Annotated in this window: 14 protein-coding genes; 3 read left to right on the top strand and 11 right to left on the bottom strand. The window is 57.0% G+C overall.

Features of this window, described 5'->3' with window-relative positions; all coding sequences use genetic code 11:
• The first annotated feature begins 31 nt into the window (after nucleotides 1-31).
• Nucleotides 32-928, top strand: a complete 897-nt coding sequence (gene rarD, locus GFB49_RS06595; protein ID WP_153215069.1) for an EamA family transporter RarD — start codon at nucleotides 32-34, stop codon at nucleotides 926-928.
• Between the two features lie 3 nt (nucleotides 929-931).
• On the opposite strand, the gene GFB49_RS06590 is transcribed toward rarD, so the two are convergent.
• On the bottom strand, nucleotides 932-1,651 hold the full coding sequence (locus tag GFB49_RS06590) for a glutathione S-transferase family protein (RefSeq protein WP_153215068.1): 720 nt from the start codon (nucleotides 1,649-1,651) through the stop codon (nucleotides 932-934).
• Nucleotides 1,652-1,765: 114 nt separating this feature from the next.
• On the opposite strand from GFB49_RS06590, the gene GFB49_RS06585 reads away from it, so the two are divergent.
• Nucleotides 1,766-2,419 (top strand): RluA family pseudouridine synthase, encoded by a 654-nt coding sequence (locus GFB49_RS06585; RefSeq protein WP_153215067.1) that lies wholly within the window; start codon nucleotides 1,766-1,768, stop codon nucleotides 2,417-2,419.
• Nucleotides 2,420-2,463: 44 nt separating this feature from the next.
• On the opposite strand, the gene GFB49_RS06580 is transcribed toward GFB49_RS06585, so the two are convergent.
• Nucleotides 2,464-3,903: an aldehyde dehydrogenase family protein gene (locus GFB49_RS06580; RefSeq protein ID WP_153215066.1), complete on the bottom strand. Its 1,440-nt coding sequence runs from the start codon at nucleotides 3,901-3,903 to the stop codon at nucleotides 2,464-2,466.
• Between the two features lie 236 nt (nucleotides 3,904-4,139).
• On the opposite strand from GFB49_RS06580, the gene GFB49_RS06575 reads away from it, so the two are divergent.
• Nucleotides 4,140-4,790 carry a peroxiredoxin gene (locus GFB49_RS06575; protein WP_153215065.1) on the top strand — a complete coding sequence of 217 codons (651 nt, stop codon included), beginning with the start codon at nucleotides 4,140-4,142 and terminating at the stop codon, nucleotides 4,788-4,790.
• A 57-nt stretch (nucleotides 4,791-4,847) separates the two neighbouring features.
• On the opposite strand, the gene GFB49_RS06570 is transcribed toward GFB49_RS06575, so the two are convergent.
• The 9 genes from GFB49_RS06570 to GFB49_RS06530 form a co-directional block, all read right to left on the bottom strand.
• Nucleotides 4,848-5,735, bottom strand: coding sequence for a glycosyltransferase family 2 protein (locus GFB49_RS06570; protein ID WP_153215064.1), 888 nt, complete (start codon nucleotides 5,733-5,735; stop codon nucleotides 4,848-4,850).
• 128 nt (nucleotides 5,736-5,863) lie between these two features.
• Nucleotides 5,864-7,999, bottom strand: a complete 2,136-nt coding sequence (pnp, locus tag GFB49_RS06565; protein ID WP_153215063.1) for a polyribonucleotide nucleotidyltransferase — start codon at nucleotides 7,997-7,999, stop codon at nucleotides 5,864-5,866.
• Between the two features lie 172 nt (nucleotides 8,000-8,171).
• Nucleotides 8,172-9,026, bottom strand: coding sequence for an RNA polymerase sigma factor (locus tag GFB49_RS06560; protein ID WP_153215062.1), 855 nt, complete (start codon nucleotides 9,024-9,026; stop codon nucleotides 8,172-8,174).
• The gene (locus GFB49_RS06555) at nucleotides 9,023-9,424 is read right to left on the bottom strand and encodes an SRPBCC family protein (RefSeq protein ID WP_153215061.1); all 402 of its coding nucleotides are present in this window, start codon (nucleotides 9,422-9,424) and stop codon (nucleotides 9,023-9,025) included. Before GFB49_RS06555 ends, GFB49_RS06560 begins: the two co-directional genes overlap by 4 nt.
• 110 nt (nucleotides 9,425-9,534) lie before the next feature.
• Entirely contained in the window at nucleotides 9,535-9,792 is a 258-nt protein-coding gene (locus GFB49_RS06550) for a DUF6525 family protein (RefSeq protein ID WP_343032495.1), read from the bottom strand.
• Nucleotides 9,793-11,001, bottom strand: a complete 1,209-nt coding sequence (locus GFB49_RS06545) for a GTP-binding protein (protein WP_153215059.1) — start codon at nucleotides 10,999-11,001, stop codon at nucleotides 9,793-9,795.
• A 143-nt stretch (nucleotides 11,002-11,144) separates the two neighbouring features.
• Complete coding sequence (gene rpsO / locus GFB49_RS06540; RefSeq protein WP_153215058.1) at nucleotides 11,145-11,414, bottom strand: 30S ribosomal protein S15; 270 nt, start codon at nucleotides 11,412-11,414, stop codon at nucleotides 11,145-11,147.
• A gap of 157 nt (nucleotides 11,415-11,571) precedes the next feature.
• Complete coding sequence (locus GFB49_RS06535) at nucleotides 11,572-12,570, bottom strand: calcium-binding protein (protein ID WP_194269281.1); 999 nt, start codon at nucleotides 12,568-12,570, stop codon at nucleotides 11,572-11,574.
• A 104-nt stretch (nucleotides 12,571-12,674) separates the two neighbouring features.
• A complete protein-coding gene (locus GFB49_RS06530) occupies nucleotides 12,675-13,181 on the bottom strand; it encodes a DUF1643 domain-containing protein (protein WP_153215056.1) in 507 nt (168 codons plus the stop codon).
• Nucleotides 13,182-13,199: the final 18 nt, after the last annotated feature.

Here is a 13,199-nt window from a genome sequence, read left to right as displayed (position 1 = left end):
CTGATCTAAGCCCAGATTGGAGGAGCGCGATATGACCAATTCAGATAACCGGGATACACCGGCGGGCCTGGGCTTTGCGGTGACGGCCTATGTTCTTTGGGGGTTTCTGCCCCTTTATATGAAATTGGTTGCGCATATTTCTCCGGCTGAAGTTGTTGTGCATCGAATCCTGTGGTCCCTGCCGATCGCCGCCGCCCTGTTGATGATCCTGCGCCGGACCCAGGATTTGGTGACAGCTCTTCGCACGCCCCGCAGCCTCAAAATGGGCATGGTCACGGCGGCGCTGATCTCGTTCAATTGGGGCGTTTATGTCTGGTCCATCGGCGCGGGCAAAGCCTTGGACGCGGCGCTGGGGTATTACATAAACCCATTGTTTAGTGTCGCCTTGGGGGCCATCCTTCTGGGAGAACGGCTGACCAAAGCACAGGGGATCGCTATTGCGCTTGCGAGTTTTGCAGTGGTTGTCCTGACAATCCAAGCCGGATCATTGCCCTGGGTCTCGGTCGCGCTGACTCTGTCTTGGGGATTTTACGCCTACTTCAAAAAGTCGCTGCCCATTGGACCCAATCAGGGGTTCATGATGGAAGTGCTTTTGTTGACGCCGTTTGCGCTGGGCTACCTCGGCTATTTGGTGGCCACCGGAGAGAACCATTTTGCAGTTTCATGGTCTGATACGATGTTACTGATGGGCTGTGGCGTGGTCACAGCGGTTCCGTTGATTTTCTATGCCAATGGAGCCAAACAGCTGCGCCTTTCGACCATCGGCATCTTGCAATACATCGCACCCACGATGATTTTCCTGACGGCAGTCTTGGTCTTTGGGGAAGAGTTTGACCGAGCGCGCCAAATCGCGTTCCCGCTGATCTGGGCCGCGCTGGTGATTTATTCGGTGTCCTTGGTCCGACAAATGCGGACGCAGTCGGGCTGAGGATCAGCCCTTTTTCACATCTTGGGAGAAGTTGCTGGCGTTTTGCCGTGCAAACTCTGCTTCATCACCTGCACCCCAGAAAAACGGGCGGGCGTGGGGGATGGTCAGTGCTTTTTGCACAGCAGGACGTGCGTCCATACGTTCAAACCAGGCCTGCAGATGGGGCAGCGCGTCGATTGAGACCTTGGCCCAGGGATAGGCACGCGCCCAGGGGTACATGGCCATATCCGCCACCGAAATCGAGTCCCCAGCCAGCCATTCGCGACCCCGAAGCCGCGTGTTCAACACCTCCAGCAGGCGGCGGCTTTCGGCGACATAGCGCGCGATGGCAAAGGGGTTGTCTTCGCCATTTGGCGCGGCAATGCGTTGGAAATACATGGCTTGTCCCATCATCGGCCCCACCCCACCCATCTGGAACATCAGCCATTGCAGGGTCTCGGACCGCGCGCGGCTGTCGGTGGGCAGGAAGCAATCGTATTTCTCAGCCAGATACCACAGGATTGCGCCGCTCTCAAAAACCGCAAAGTCATCCGCGCTTCGATCAACCATCGCCGGGATCCGCCCATTGGGGTTCAGGCGCAGAAACTCGGGTGTTTTCTGATCCTGTTTGGCAAAATCAATCACCGTCAGATCATAAGGCACCCCAGCCTCTTCCAGAAAAATCACAGGCTTGTAGCCATTCATGGTTGCGGCGGTAAACAGATGGATATCGGGACGGGTCATGGCTGGGCTCCGGCGGTTTCTGTGTTATTTGAGAGGGCTTGCCTTGGTGACGCAAGACACCATTCTGTCAGCCCCAACCTTGCCCTTGAGGGCGGTGCAGGCTAGGCAACGGCCATGACAGTTTCCAGCGCATATAACCCGCCACAGGATCCTTTGGACATTCTGCACCACGACGCCGAGATCCTGGTGGTGAACAAACCTGCAGGCCTTCTGAGCGTGCCGGGGCGGGGGGAGCATCTTGCGGATTGTCTGATCGCGCGTATTCAGGCGGTCTTTCCTGAGGCGCTGCTGGTGCATCGGCTGGACCGCGATACCTCAGGGGTGATGGTATTTGGCCTGACGGCCCATGCCCAGCGTCACCTGTCGATGCAATTTGAAAAACGCACCACCAAAAAGACCTATGTGGCGCGGCTGGCGGGTTGTTTAGAGCCCCGTTCGGGCACGGTGGATCTGCCGTTGATCGTGGATTGGCCCAATCGCCCGCGGCAGATGGTGTGTCACGAGACAGGAAAACCTGCGATCACCGATTGGAAAGTGGTAAAATACGGAGAAGATGAAACCCGCGTGCGGCTTACGCCCAAGACAGGGCGATCCCACCAGCTGCGGGTGCATATGTTGTCACTGGGGCATCCGATCCTAGGCGATCCGTTGTATGCCAGTGATGCGGCATTGGAGCATCCGCGCATGATGCTCCATTCCGAGGAGCTGCGGATCAAACACCCTGACAGCGGCGCATCCTTGCGTTTCCGCGCCAAGGCGGATTTCTGAAGACACCGCCCCCAAACACATCAGGGGCGGTTCCAATATCTGGATTATTCCGGGGTCCAGCCGCTGACGGATTTGACTTCCAGGAAATCCTCGATCCCCCAGACGCCACCTTCACGACCATTGCCGGACTGTTTCATACCGCCAAAGGGCGCACCGGCGCTGCGGGATTTGCCGTTCATCTCCACCATGCCGGACCGCAGCTGGCGGGCCAGACGGTTGGCGCGATCCGCGTCTTGCGTCTGCACATAGTTCGTCAGACCATAAGGCGTGTCATTGGCAATCGCGACGGCTTCCTCTTCGGTGTCAAAGGGTAGGATCGACAGCACCGGGCCAAAGATCTCTTCGCGCGCGATGGTCATTTGGTTGTTCACATCGGCAAAAACGGTGGGCCGCACATAGAACCCCTTGTTAAACCCCTCGGGACGGCCCGGACCACCAGCAACCAGCCGCGCGCCTTCTTCAATGCCTTTTTCGATCAGCGCCTGGATCTTGGTCCACTGCACTTCGTTAACCACCGGGCCGATGTGGCGACCTGCTTCCGATGCGGGGCCAACAGTGACGGTTTCAGCAACCTGTGCAGCCTCTTCCACCACCCGGTCATAGATCCCACGCTGAACCAGCATACGGCTTGGAGCATTACAGCTTTGGCCGGTGTTCTGCATCATATGCAATACGCCACGCTTCACCGCCTTGTCATCTGCGTCGTCAAACAGCAGATTGGCGCCCTTGCCACCCAGCTCCAGATGCACGCGTTTCAGCGTATCTGCAGCCGCTTTGGAGATCGCCGTGCCCGCGCGGGTTGATCCGGTGAAAGAGACCATATCCACATCCGGATGCACCGACAGCTGGGTGCCGACCCCCACACCATCGCCGTTCACAAGGTTAAAGACACCCGGTGGGAAACCTGCTTCATCCATCATCTCCGCAAAGAGAATGGCGTTCAGCGGGCTTTCTTCTGAGGGCTTCAACACCATGGTGCAGCCCGCAATCGCAGCTGCGCCCACCTTAAGCGTGACCTGATTCATTGGCCAGTTCCAGGGCGTGATCAAGGCGGCAACGCCCACAGCCTCGTGGATGATCCGGTCATTGGGGGCATGATCCCCCAGCGGGTGGTCGAATTCGAAATTTTTGGCAGCTGTGATAAAGTTCTGCAAATGCCAGCTGCCCGCACCCGCCTGAGAGCCGCGTGACAGATCCAGAGGCGCCCCCATCTCCAATGACATTGCCTGCGCCAACTCCTCGGAACGGCGCTCATAAATGCCAAGCAGCGTCTCAACCTTGGCGATCCGCTCAGCCACTGGGGTCGCCATCCAACCTGGCAAAGCGGCCTTGGCTGCGGCCACTGCCGCATCCGTATCGGCTTGCCCGCCAAGGGAAATCACGGCGCAGGCTTCTTCGGTAGAGGGGTCAATTACGTGATGATCCCGCCCTTCAGTCGGGCTAACCCATTGACCATTAATATAAAAATCGCGCTTCTCAAGCATGTCGAAAACTCCCGGTTCAACGCTGTTTTGCAATAGTCTGTCATCCGGACCGCACCCAGACAAGTTGTATTCTTGGGATTTGATCAAATTGTTGGGTGTGCCGTGTGAAGGGAACAAAAATTCCTATAAATTCATCTGGTATTCCGGCTGTGCGATTGCAATTCTGCGCGGGGAAACAACATTAAAGAGCGAGGGGTGACCAGCGCCTCGCACTTTCCGCATAAGGGAGACCCGACATGGGCTTGCGCATTAACGATACCGTCCCGAATTTCACGGCTGAAACCGACCAGGGCACCATCACATTTCACGATTGGATTGGTGACAGCTGGGCGATCCTGTTCAGCCATCCAAAAGACTTCACCCCGGTCTGCACAACTGAATTTTCGGCAGTGGCACAACTGTCTGAGGAATGGGAAAAACGCGGCACCAAAGTGATCGGCGTCTCAGTCGACAGCGCCGAAGATCACCGCAAATGGAAAGGCGATATCGAAGCCTATGGCAAAGCGCCAGCCGCGTTTCCGATCATCGCAGATGCGGGTCTTGAAGTCTCCAAAGCCTTTGACATGCTGCCTGCCGAAGCTTACCTGCCCGATGGTCGCACACCTGCAGACAGCGCCACCGTACGGTCTGTGTTCATCATCGGCCCGGACAAGCAGCTGAAACTGTCGATGACCTATCCGATGACCGTGGGCCGTAACTTTGCTGAGATCCTACGTGCCTTGGACGGTCTGCAGATGTCTGGCAAAGGTGTTGCAACTCCAGCCAACTGGGTGCCGGGCGAAGACGTCATCATTCCGCCTGCGGTCTCCAACGAAGACGCAAAGGCGAAGTTTGGCGAGTTCGAAACCATCTTCCCTTACCTGCGCAAAACCAAAGCGCCTGAGTAAGCACAGCGGCAAAGAACAGGTTTGCGCCCGCGACGGGCGCAACCAATTAAGCTGCGCTTATTGTGGCCGACGGTTCACAAGATCTTTGGGCGAGGCATAGGATTTTTCAGGGTGTAACGCACCGTGCAGAAATCCCAGACATCTGGCGCGACGTCGTGCATTAACCAGATTCACCGGGTTCAACATCTGCACATAGGCTTCCACAATCGTACGGGCCCGGGGCAGGCGGACGTTGTGTTTTTGCAAAGCGTAGCTTTTGGATTTAGCCAATTGGAAGGCTTTGAACCTGGCAATATCAGGATTGCGCCCTGATGAATGGCCGGAGCGGTGGCTCATGTGGGCTTCTGGAACAAAGATCAGACGACCTCCGGCGGCACGGATCCGCAACGACCAGTCATCGTCTTCATGATACATGAAAATATTGGGATCAAATGCGATGTCCTGAAACAGGCTTCGACGTACAAAGATCGCAGCCCCTGAAACCACAGGCACTTCTTGTTCGGATGCGGGCCAGCCACTGGGCAACCATTCGCTGCGTGGCAACAGAACGGAACGACGTTTGAAATTCGGCCGCCCCTTGCTGTTGGCAATACGCGGCGTGAGCACGGTTTTTTCGTCGTACTGGGCTGCGGTTTTCAGGAGCGCTTCAATTGCACCAGGGTCCACAAGTGTATCGGGATTCTGGAACAGCAAAAACTCGGTTGTGGCCGCCTCTGCCCCTGTGTTGCAGGCGACGCCAAAGCCCAAATTGGCTCCGTTTGACAGAAGCGATGCCCCGGTCGAGTGGCAGAGTTGGCGCAACGCTTTCGCGTCCTGACCGCTGTTGTCGACGATGATGGTTCTGACGCCTTTGGGCAGCGATGCAATCATGTCTGACAGAACAGCAGAGCTGTTATAGCTCACGCTGATGACGGTGACATCCGACAGGGACCAAGAGGGGCTCATTGGCTGTCCTATTCTAATTTCAAACGGTCTGCACTGATCCAGACAATGCTTCGCATGTCCTGAAATCGGAAAGACAGAAATAGAAGAAGCGCACCCCAGAAGGGATGCGCCTTGATCGCAGAGGCAGATTACTCTGCGTCGTCTTTCTTTTCGACGATCTCTTCGCCGGTTTCCTGATCGACAACTTTCATCGACAGACGCACCTTGCCGCGATCGTCAAAGCCCAGAAGTTTGACTTTCACTTCCTGACCTTCTTTCAGAACGTCGGACGGGTGGTTCAGGCGTTTGTTCAGGATCTGGGACACGTGCACCAGACCATCGCGCTTGCCAAAGAAGTTCACAAAGGCACCAAAGTCGACGATCTTCACAACTTTACCGGTGTAGATCTGTCCTTCTTCGGGCTCAGCCACGATCGAATAGATCATGTCATAGGCTTTTTGGATCGCTTCGCCGTTGGCAGACGCAATCTTGATCACGCCGTCGTCGTTGATGTCGACTTTTGCACCGGAGGTTTCAACGATCTCACGGATCACCTTACCGCCAGAGCCGATGACTTCACGGATCTTGTCGGTCGGGATGTTCATGGTCTCGATACGCGGCGCATGAGCGGAGAACTCGGACGCTTCGGTCAGAGATTTCGCCATTTCACCCAGGATGTGCATCCGGCCTTCTTTCGCCTGTGCCAATGCAGACTTCATGATCTCAGGCGTGATGCCTGCAACCTTGATGTCCATCTGCAAGCTGGTGATGCCTGCTTCAGTACCCGCAACTTTGAAGTCCATGTCGCCCAGGTGGTCTTCGTCACCCAGGATGTCGGTCAGAATGCCGTATGAGCCGTCGTCTTCCAGAACCAGACCCATTGCAACACCAGCAACCGGTGCCTTCAGCGGAACGCCCGCGTCCATCATGGACAGAGAGCCACCACAGACGGATGCCATCGAGGAAGAGCCGTTGGATTCGGTGATCTCGGAGACAACACGCACGGTGTAAGGGAAGTCGGTCGGTGCCGGCAGAACAGCCTGCAGCGCACGCCATGCCAGTTTGCCGTGACCGATTTCACGACGACCGGGGGAGCCCACGCGGCCAACTTCACCAACCGAATAGGGCGGGAAGTTGTAATGCAGCAGGAAATTCGATTTGAAGTTGCCGTGCAAGCTGTCGATGAACTGCTCATCGTCGCCAGTGCCCAAAGTGGTCACAACCAGACCTTGGGTCTCGCCACGTGTGAACAGAGCCGAACCGTGGGTCCGCGGCAACAGGCCGGTTTCGCACTCGATCGCGCGAACCTGATCCAGGGCACGACCGTCGATGCGGCGGCCGTTTTTCACAACGTCGCCACGCAGAACGCCGGATTCCAGCTTCTTGAGCGCGGAGCCGAGGTTTTCGTCTTCTTGCTGCTCCTCAGAGAGACCTGCGATGATCTCTTCTTTCAGAGCAGAAACCGCTGCAACACGCTCTTGCTTGTCGCTGATCGCGTAAGCTGCGCGCATTTTCTCTTCGCCTGCAGCTTTCACCACTTCGAACAGTTCCGAATAGTCTGGCGCTTTGAACTCAAACGGTTCTTTGGCGCTTTCTTCGGCCAGATCAATGATCAGGTCGATGACCGGTTGGAGCTGCTCGTGTGCGAAGGTCACCGCACCCAGCATTTCGTCCTCGGTCAGCTCGTAAGCTTCCGATTCCACCATCATCACGGCGTCTTTGGTGCCGGCAACAACCAGATCCAGACGCTGTTCCGGGTTCAGACGCAGGTCCTGCATGTCATCCACGGTTGGGTTCAGGACATATTCACCATCCACAAAGCCCACACGTGCACCGGCAATCGGACCACGGAACGGCGCGCCGGAAATGGTCAGCGCGGCAGAAGCTGCGATCATCGCCACGATATCCGGGTCATTGACCAGATCGTGGGACAGCACGGTACACATCACCAGAACTTCGTTTTTGAAGCCAGGGACAAACAGCGGGCGGATCGGACGGTCGATCAGACGCGCGGTCAGCGTCTCTTTTTCGGTCGGACGCGCTTCACGCTTGAAGAAACCACCGGGAACTTTACCGGCGGCATAGTATTTTTCTTGGTAGTGCACGGTTAGCGGAAAGAAATCCTGACCGGGCTTTTGTGCCTTGGCAAAGGTCACGTTGGCCATAACGCTGGTTTCGCCCAAAGTGGCGATCACGGTGCCGTCGGCCTGACGTGCGATTTTGCCAGTTTCCAGTGTCAGCGTGTCTTCGCCCCACTGCATCGATTTTTTGGTAACGTCGAACATACGTTTCGTATCCTAATTGGAAGCGCTCCCAGGCGTATCCCGGGTCTTCCGTTTGCGTGGCGGCCCCATTGCCGCCGACCCCATTTATCTTTCTTTCGCGTGCCAGGGTCCGGGCACATCGTCTCAGATGCTCGGTCATTAGCTGAATTTGGAAGATTTGCAAAGAAGCCTTTTATATAGGCGCGCGCAGAGATTTGCCCTCTGACGCTTGCACATCCACCAGGGACAACACCATCGCACCAACTTCTGTTGGAAAATCCGGGTTCGAGCGCATCAGCGCTGCGGTCGCGCGCCCCTGTTCCAACTGACGCACATATGCCGATATCTGATTGGGTGTGTGGCGCGGGGTTTTGTCCAATCCGAATTCAGACTGCCCTTTGTGGATCCTCTTCTGCGCCAATGCAGGTGTAATACGTGAAGCGCAGCGACAGCGATTTTCAGCGGACACCACCCCACAGGTTTGGGTGACAAATTCGGTGACCGCCTTGCGCGCCCGTGTCAGCCGCTGGCGAAAGGCAGCCGGGGTGATATCCATCGCATGGGCGGCTTCCTGGTCGGTCATCTCAAAGATCTCGCCCAAGATATAGGCCATGCGGGCGGGCCGTTGCAGACAGGTCAACATCGCCAGGGTGCAGCCGACCTTGACCTCTTCCAGCGCTAGGGTTGTTTCCGCCTGCGACAGGGTGCCGTCGGCCAGATCCTGACGCCCGTGGTCCAGATCGGCAGTAAACCCTTCAAACGTCAGGCGCATGGATTCAACCCGGCCACGTTTGCGGCGGCCCATCAGATCCCGGCAGGCAATCTGCATTGCCCAGGCTCCGGCAGCATTGATGTCACGCAAAGCCCCGATGTGGGTGATGATCTTGATCAGGATTTCTTGGGTGGCGTCCTCGGCGTCTGCGCGATTGGCCAGCATCCGCAGCGCCAGATTGAAAATGGGCCGTTCGGCCGCGCGTACAATCGCCTCCAAAGCGGCGCGGTTTCCCGCGCACGCTTCTCTGATCTGCTGCTCATCAAAAACGATCATGCTTCCAGCTGTGTTTTAAGATCCACCAATTCCTTGGCCAGAATACCCATTTGCTCCTGCAGCGCACCCTCCAATGCTTCCAACGGCACAGGCGGTGCCATCAAAACAAAGGTATAGATGGATTTTTCTGCGCCATCCGGTGTCACGCGGGAAAAAGCGGTGCCAACGGATCCATCAGGGAAGGTCATATGCCAGTCGACCGAACCGGCCTCTGCGTTGGCGACGGTCTTCAGCTGAATGGGGACCGCACCAGCCGGCGTCACCAGATCAGCCGAGGTTTCGTCGGCACGCTCAAAAGCGTTGGTCCATTGGGTCAGGTTCTGCGGACGGGCGATAAACTCATACACAGCGGCGGCGGGTTTTTCGATGCCAATAGATTGAACGTCAAAGGTTTTCATCTTGTCTCTCCATATCAATGACCGCCGATTTATCCGACGGGACATAAATAAAGAGCGTGGGGTACCCAGAACTGTGACAGGTTTTTTGAAATTAATTTCGGGCCCGCAGATCAGACCACAGAATTGCGGGCTTTGCGCAGGGTGGCAGCTTCGATTTGGTCCAGCAGGATCAATCGCTCAGCCACCGGAAGGCCGTTTTTTTTGGCCTTTTGCCAGATCCGATCGCAGGATTTCGGAGACCAGGGCAAATTAGCCCCGGTCATCCATTTTCTCAACTCCGGCGGCAACCGGTCAAACGCTTCCATGGGATCGCCTGGGCGGACCCGGCTGCGTAGGCCGGTGTCCCCTCGGTTGCCGTGCCGCGCCACTTACGCCGCTTCGTGCGCGGTACGCCACGCAGGGAAGGGATCCGGCAGATCGGCCAGCGAATCCAGATCGCTGGGCGTGACCTCTGCCATCAGACAATCGTCCAGCTCGGCCTCCAGCTTGGGCCAGTCGATGCCCGCGCCAATAAACACCAGCTCCTGGCGGCGGTCCCCAAATGGTTCTTCCCAGACATTTGCCAGGTATTCCGCGGCTTGCGGGGGGCGGCGATCCTCGGATACTGAGGCCCACCAGGTGCCCAGGGGCGCAACGCTGGACAATGCACCGGCAAGCGAGAATTCGGCCACCCATTTGGGACGGGTGGCAACCCAGAAATGGCCTTTGGCGCGGATCACCCCATCCAGCGGGCTGTTCAGCAGCTTATGAATTCGCACCGGATCAAATGGCGCACGCGCACGGTATGTGAAGGATTGAATGCCGTATTCTTCGGTTTCCGGCGTGTGATCAGCAAAGCCATACAGCTCCTTGGCCCACATGGGATGTTCATGCGCCTTTTCAAAGTCAAAGAGACCGGTGTTCAGGATCTCTTCTGGCGCAACCTTGGCAAAAGACGTCTCAATAATCTTGGCGTCTGCGTTCAGGCTGCGGATGATCTTGCGGGCCGCGTCAGTGTTTGTGGGGCCTGCGTCATCCACTTTGTTCAAAACCACAACATCCGCAAATTCCAGCTGATCTGTCAGCAGATGTACCAGGGTCCGGTCATCCTCGGGGCCCAATGTCTCGCCACGGTCTTCAAGCAGATCATGGCTGGCAAAGTCACGCAGCAAGTTCACCGCATCCACCACGGTCACCATGGTGTCCAGGCGCGCCACGTCAACCAGGCTGTCACCGTCTTCGTCGCGGAATTCAAAGGTGGTGGCAACCGGCAGCGGCTCGGCGATACCGGTGGATTCGATCAACAGGTAATCAAACCGCTTTTCCTCGGCCAAACGGCGGACTTCATCCAGCAGGTCATCGCGCAAGGTGCAGCAGATGCAGCCGTTGGACATCTCAACCAATGTCTCTTCGGTCCGGCTGAGGTCCGCGCCCCCGGCCCGCACCAGTTCGGCATCAATATTGACGTCGGACATATCGTTCACAATCACTGCCACCCGCAACCCTTCGCGGTTGTTCAGGATACGGTTCAGCAGCGTGGTTTTTCCTGCGCCAAGAAATCCGGACAGGACTGTCACCGGCAAGCGTGTATCAGCCATTGTTTCTCTCATTGTGTGCTATGTTATATCGTAACAAGCACATATTGTGACGAAGCTCAAGCCGCCAGATGTGCCATACAAAAAAACCGCGCCCCCGGTTTGATGCGGGGGACGCGGCTGCTCGACTTGTGGTCGAAAATACCTTAGCGGCGGATGCCCAGGCGTTTGATGAGGTCAGCGTAACGTGCCTCTTCTTTGCCTTTCAGGTAGTCCAACAGCTTACGACGCTGCGCAACCATCTTCAAAAGGCCACGGCGACCGTGGTTGTCTTTTTTGTGGGTTTTGAAGTGTTCGGTCAGCGTGTTGATGCGCGAGGTCAGGATGGCAACCTGGACTTCAGGCGAACCGGTGTCGCCGTCCTTGGTGCCGAATTCTTTCATGACGCGTGCTTTTTCTTCAGCAGTGATCGACATCGGGGTCTCCTTTTGGGTTAAAGGTGAATGGCGCAGGCCGGGATGTCGTCCAGCACAGGCCCATGGAGAAAACCGCCGGATCCAAAACGAATCCCGCGGATGGGCGCGTATAATCCGATTTTGCGGATTTGGCAAAGGCTAAGTCCCAGAGCGTTGCTCAGATCTGCGTCAGTGGCGTGCCCGCCGTTGTGGATTGCAAGATGATATCCGCCATTTCAATCTGGGTACCAGCAGCCAGCGTCGCGACCAGGTGGTCATCCACGCGTACCTCTGTCTGATCCGGCGCGTCCAGGGCGGGTTGGATGGCAACAATGGGCGGATCCAGCGGATCAAAATCCCAGGGGATGACCAGCTCGTCCACGCCAGGTTCAAAGTCTATGATCTGAATGCCATCGCTGTCTTCGGCGTCACTGACCACAACCTGATCTGCGTCGCTGCCGCCGGTAACAATGTCATTTGTTCCGGCAAACAGCGTGTCTGCCCCTGCGCCGCCGTTCAAATAATCTTGCAGATCGTCATCGTCCCCCAGAATGAGATCGGCATCATAGCCGCCAAACAAAGTGTCAGCCCCCAATCCGCCAACCAATGTGTCGTCCCCATCATTGCCGTGCAGCGCATCGTCGCCGTCCTGGCCGTCCAGATAATCACTGCCTTGTCCCGCATGCACGCTGTCGTCACCGGCTCCGCCGTCAATGACATCATTGCCAAAATGCCCAAAGATCTGATCGTCTCCAGATCCGCCGCTTAACCAATCATCGCCATCTTCGCCGTGCAACACATCTGCGTCGGCCCCGCCCATCAGACTGTCGTCGCCCTCAGCGCCATGGATCATGTCCTGACCTGCGCCGCCCAGAACTGTGTCAGCGCCCTCTCGGCCATTGAATTGATCTGGCCCGTCGAGGCCGTGCAGCAGATCATCCCCCATGCCGCCTTCCATTGTGTCGGCACCAATGCTGCCCAGCACCGGTTGGTCTTGTGCCTCATCGCCCAGAAACTCATCCAAAGGCGTGACATCAAGATCGGCAGGGCGGCTGGCGTCCTCAGAGGGTTCTGCGCGCCCCTCACCGCCGTCAGAATCGGTGTCGTCGTCAGATTGGCCCACAAACAAAAAACCGCTTGCAGCGACGAGGGTCATAACACTGGCAATCAAGAACATCAGCACCATCTCCAACACTGAAATCAGTCAGGGTCGCCAAATTGTGCGTCAAACACCTTTAAATTGCGTGAAACAAAAAGAGAACATCTGGCGAGTGCTGTAAACTATACCCACAGCTGTGGCTGTTGGACATAGGCGATGTACAGCGGGTGTTTTGGGTGCCCCGCCTTGCTAAGACCAAGATGATACAAGGGTTTCCCTGTCCCGCGCAGCAATTCCGCGACCTGCGGGCCCTGGTTTCGATAGGCCCCATGTGTGCCCCAGGCGCAGATCACTGTATCCGCCCAATCCGCGCCCTCGCGCAGGGTCTCCATATTTGCAGGCCCCTCAGGCGCATCTGCAGCGCGCATATCGCGAGGATCGGTGGCGCGATAGGCAAAGATGTTTGTGGCCCGAAAACCTCCAAACCCTAGGGTGCGGGCGCGGCGTTCACAGCGTTCTATGGTCGGGTCGTTTTGAACCTCGGTTGCCTTGGACGGGTTCAGCATCACAAACATCACCCGTCTGCCGGAAGTATCCCAGACCCGTGTCAGCGCATAGCGATAGGTCTCGCATTCGGAATACACCGCAGAGGAGGGCGCATCGCCCTTGGTATGATGGCGTGTAAACATGCCCCGCGCCATGCCATG

The sequence above is a fragment of the Tritonibacter litoralis genome, assembly GCF_009496005.1.
GTDB lineage: Bacteria > Pseudomonadota > Alphaproteobacteria > Rhodobacterales > Rhodobacteraceae > Epibacterium > Epibacterium litoralis.
This window is presented reverse-complemented; position numbering and strand designations above follow the sequence as displayed.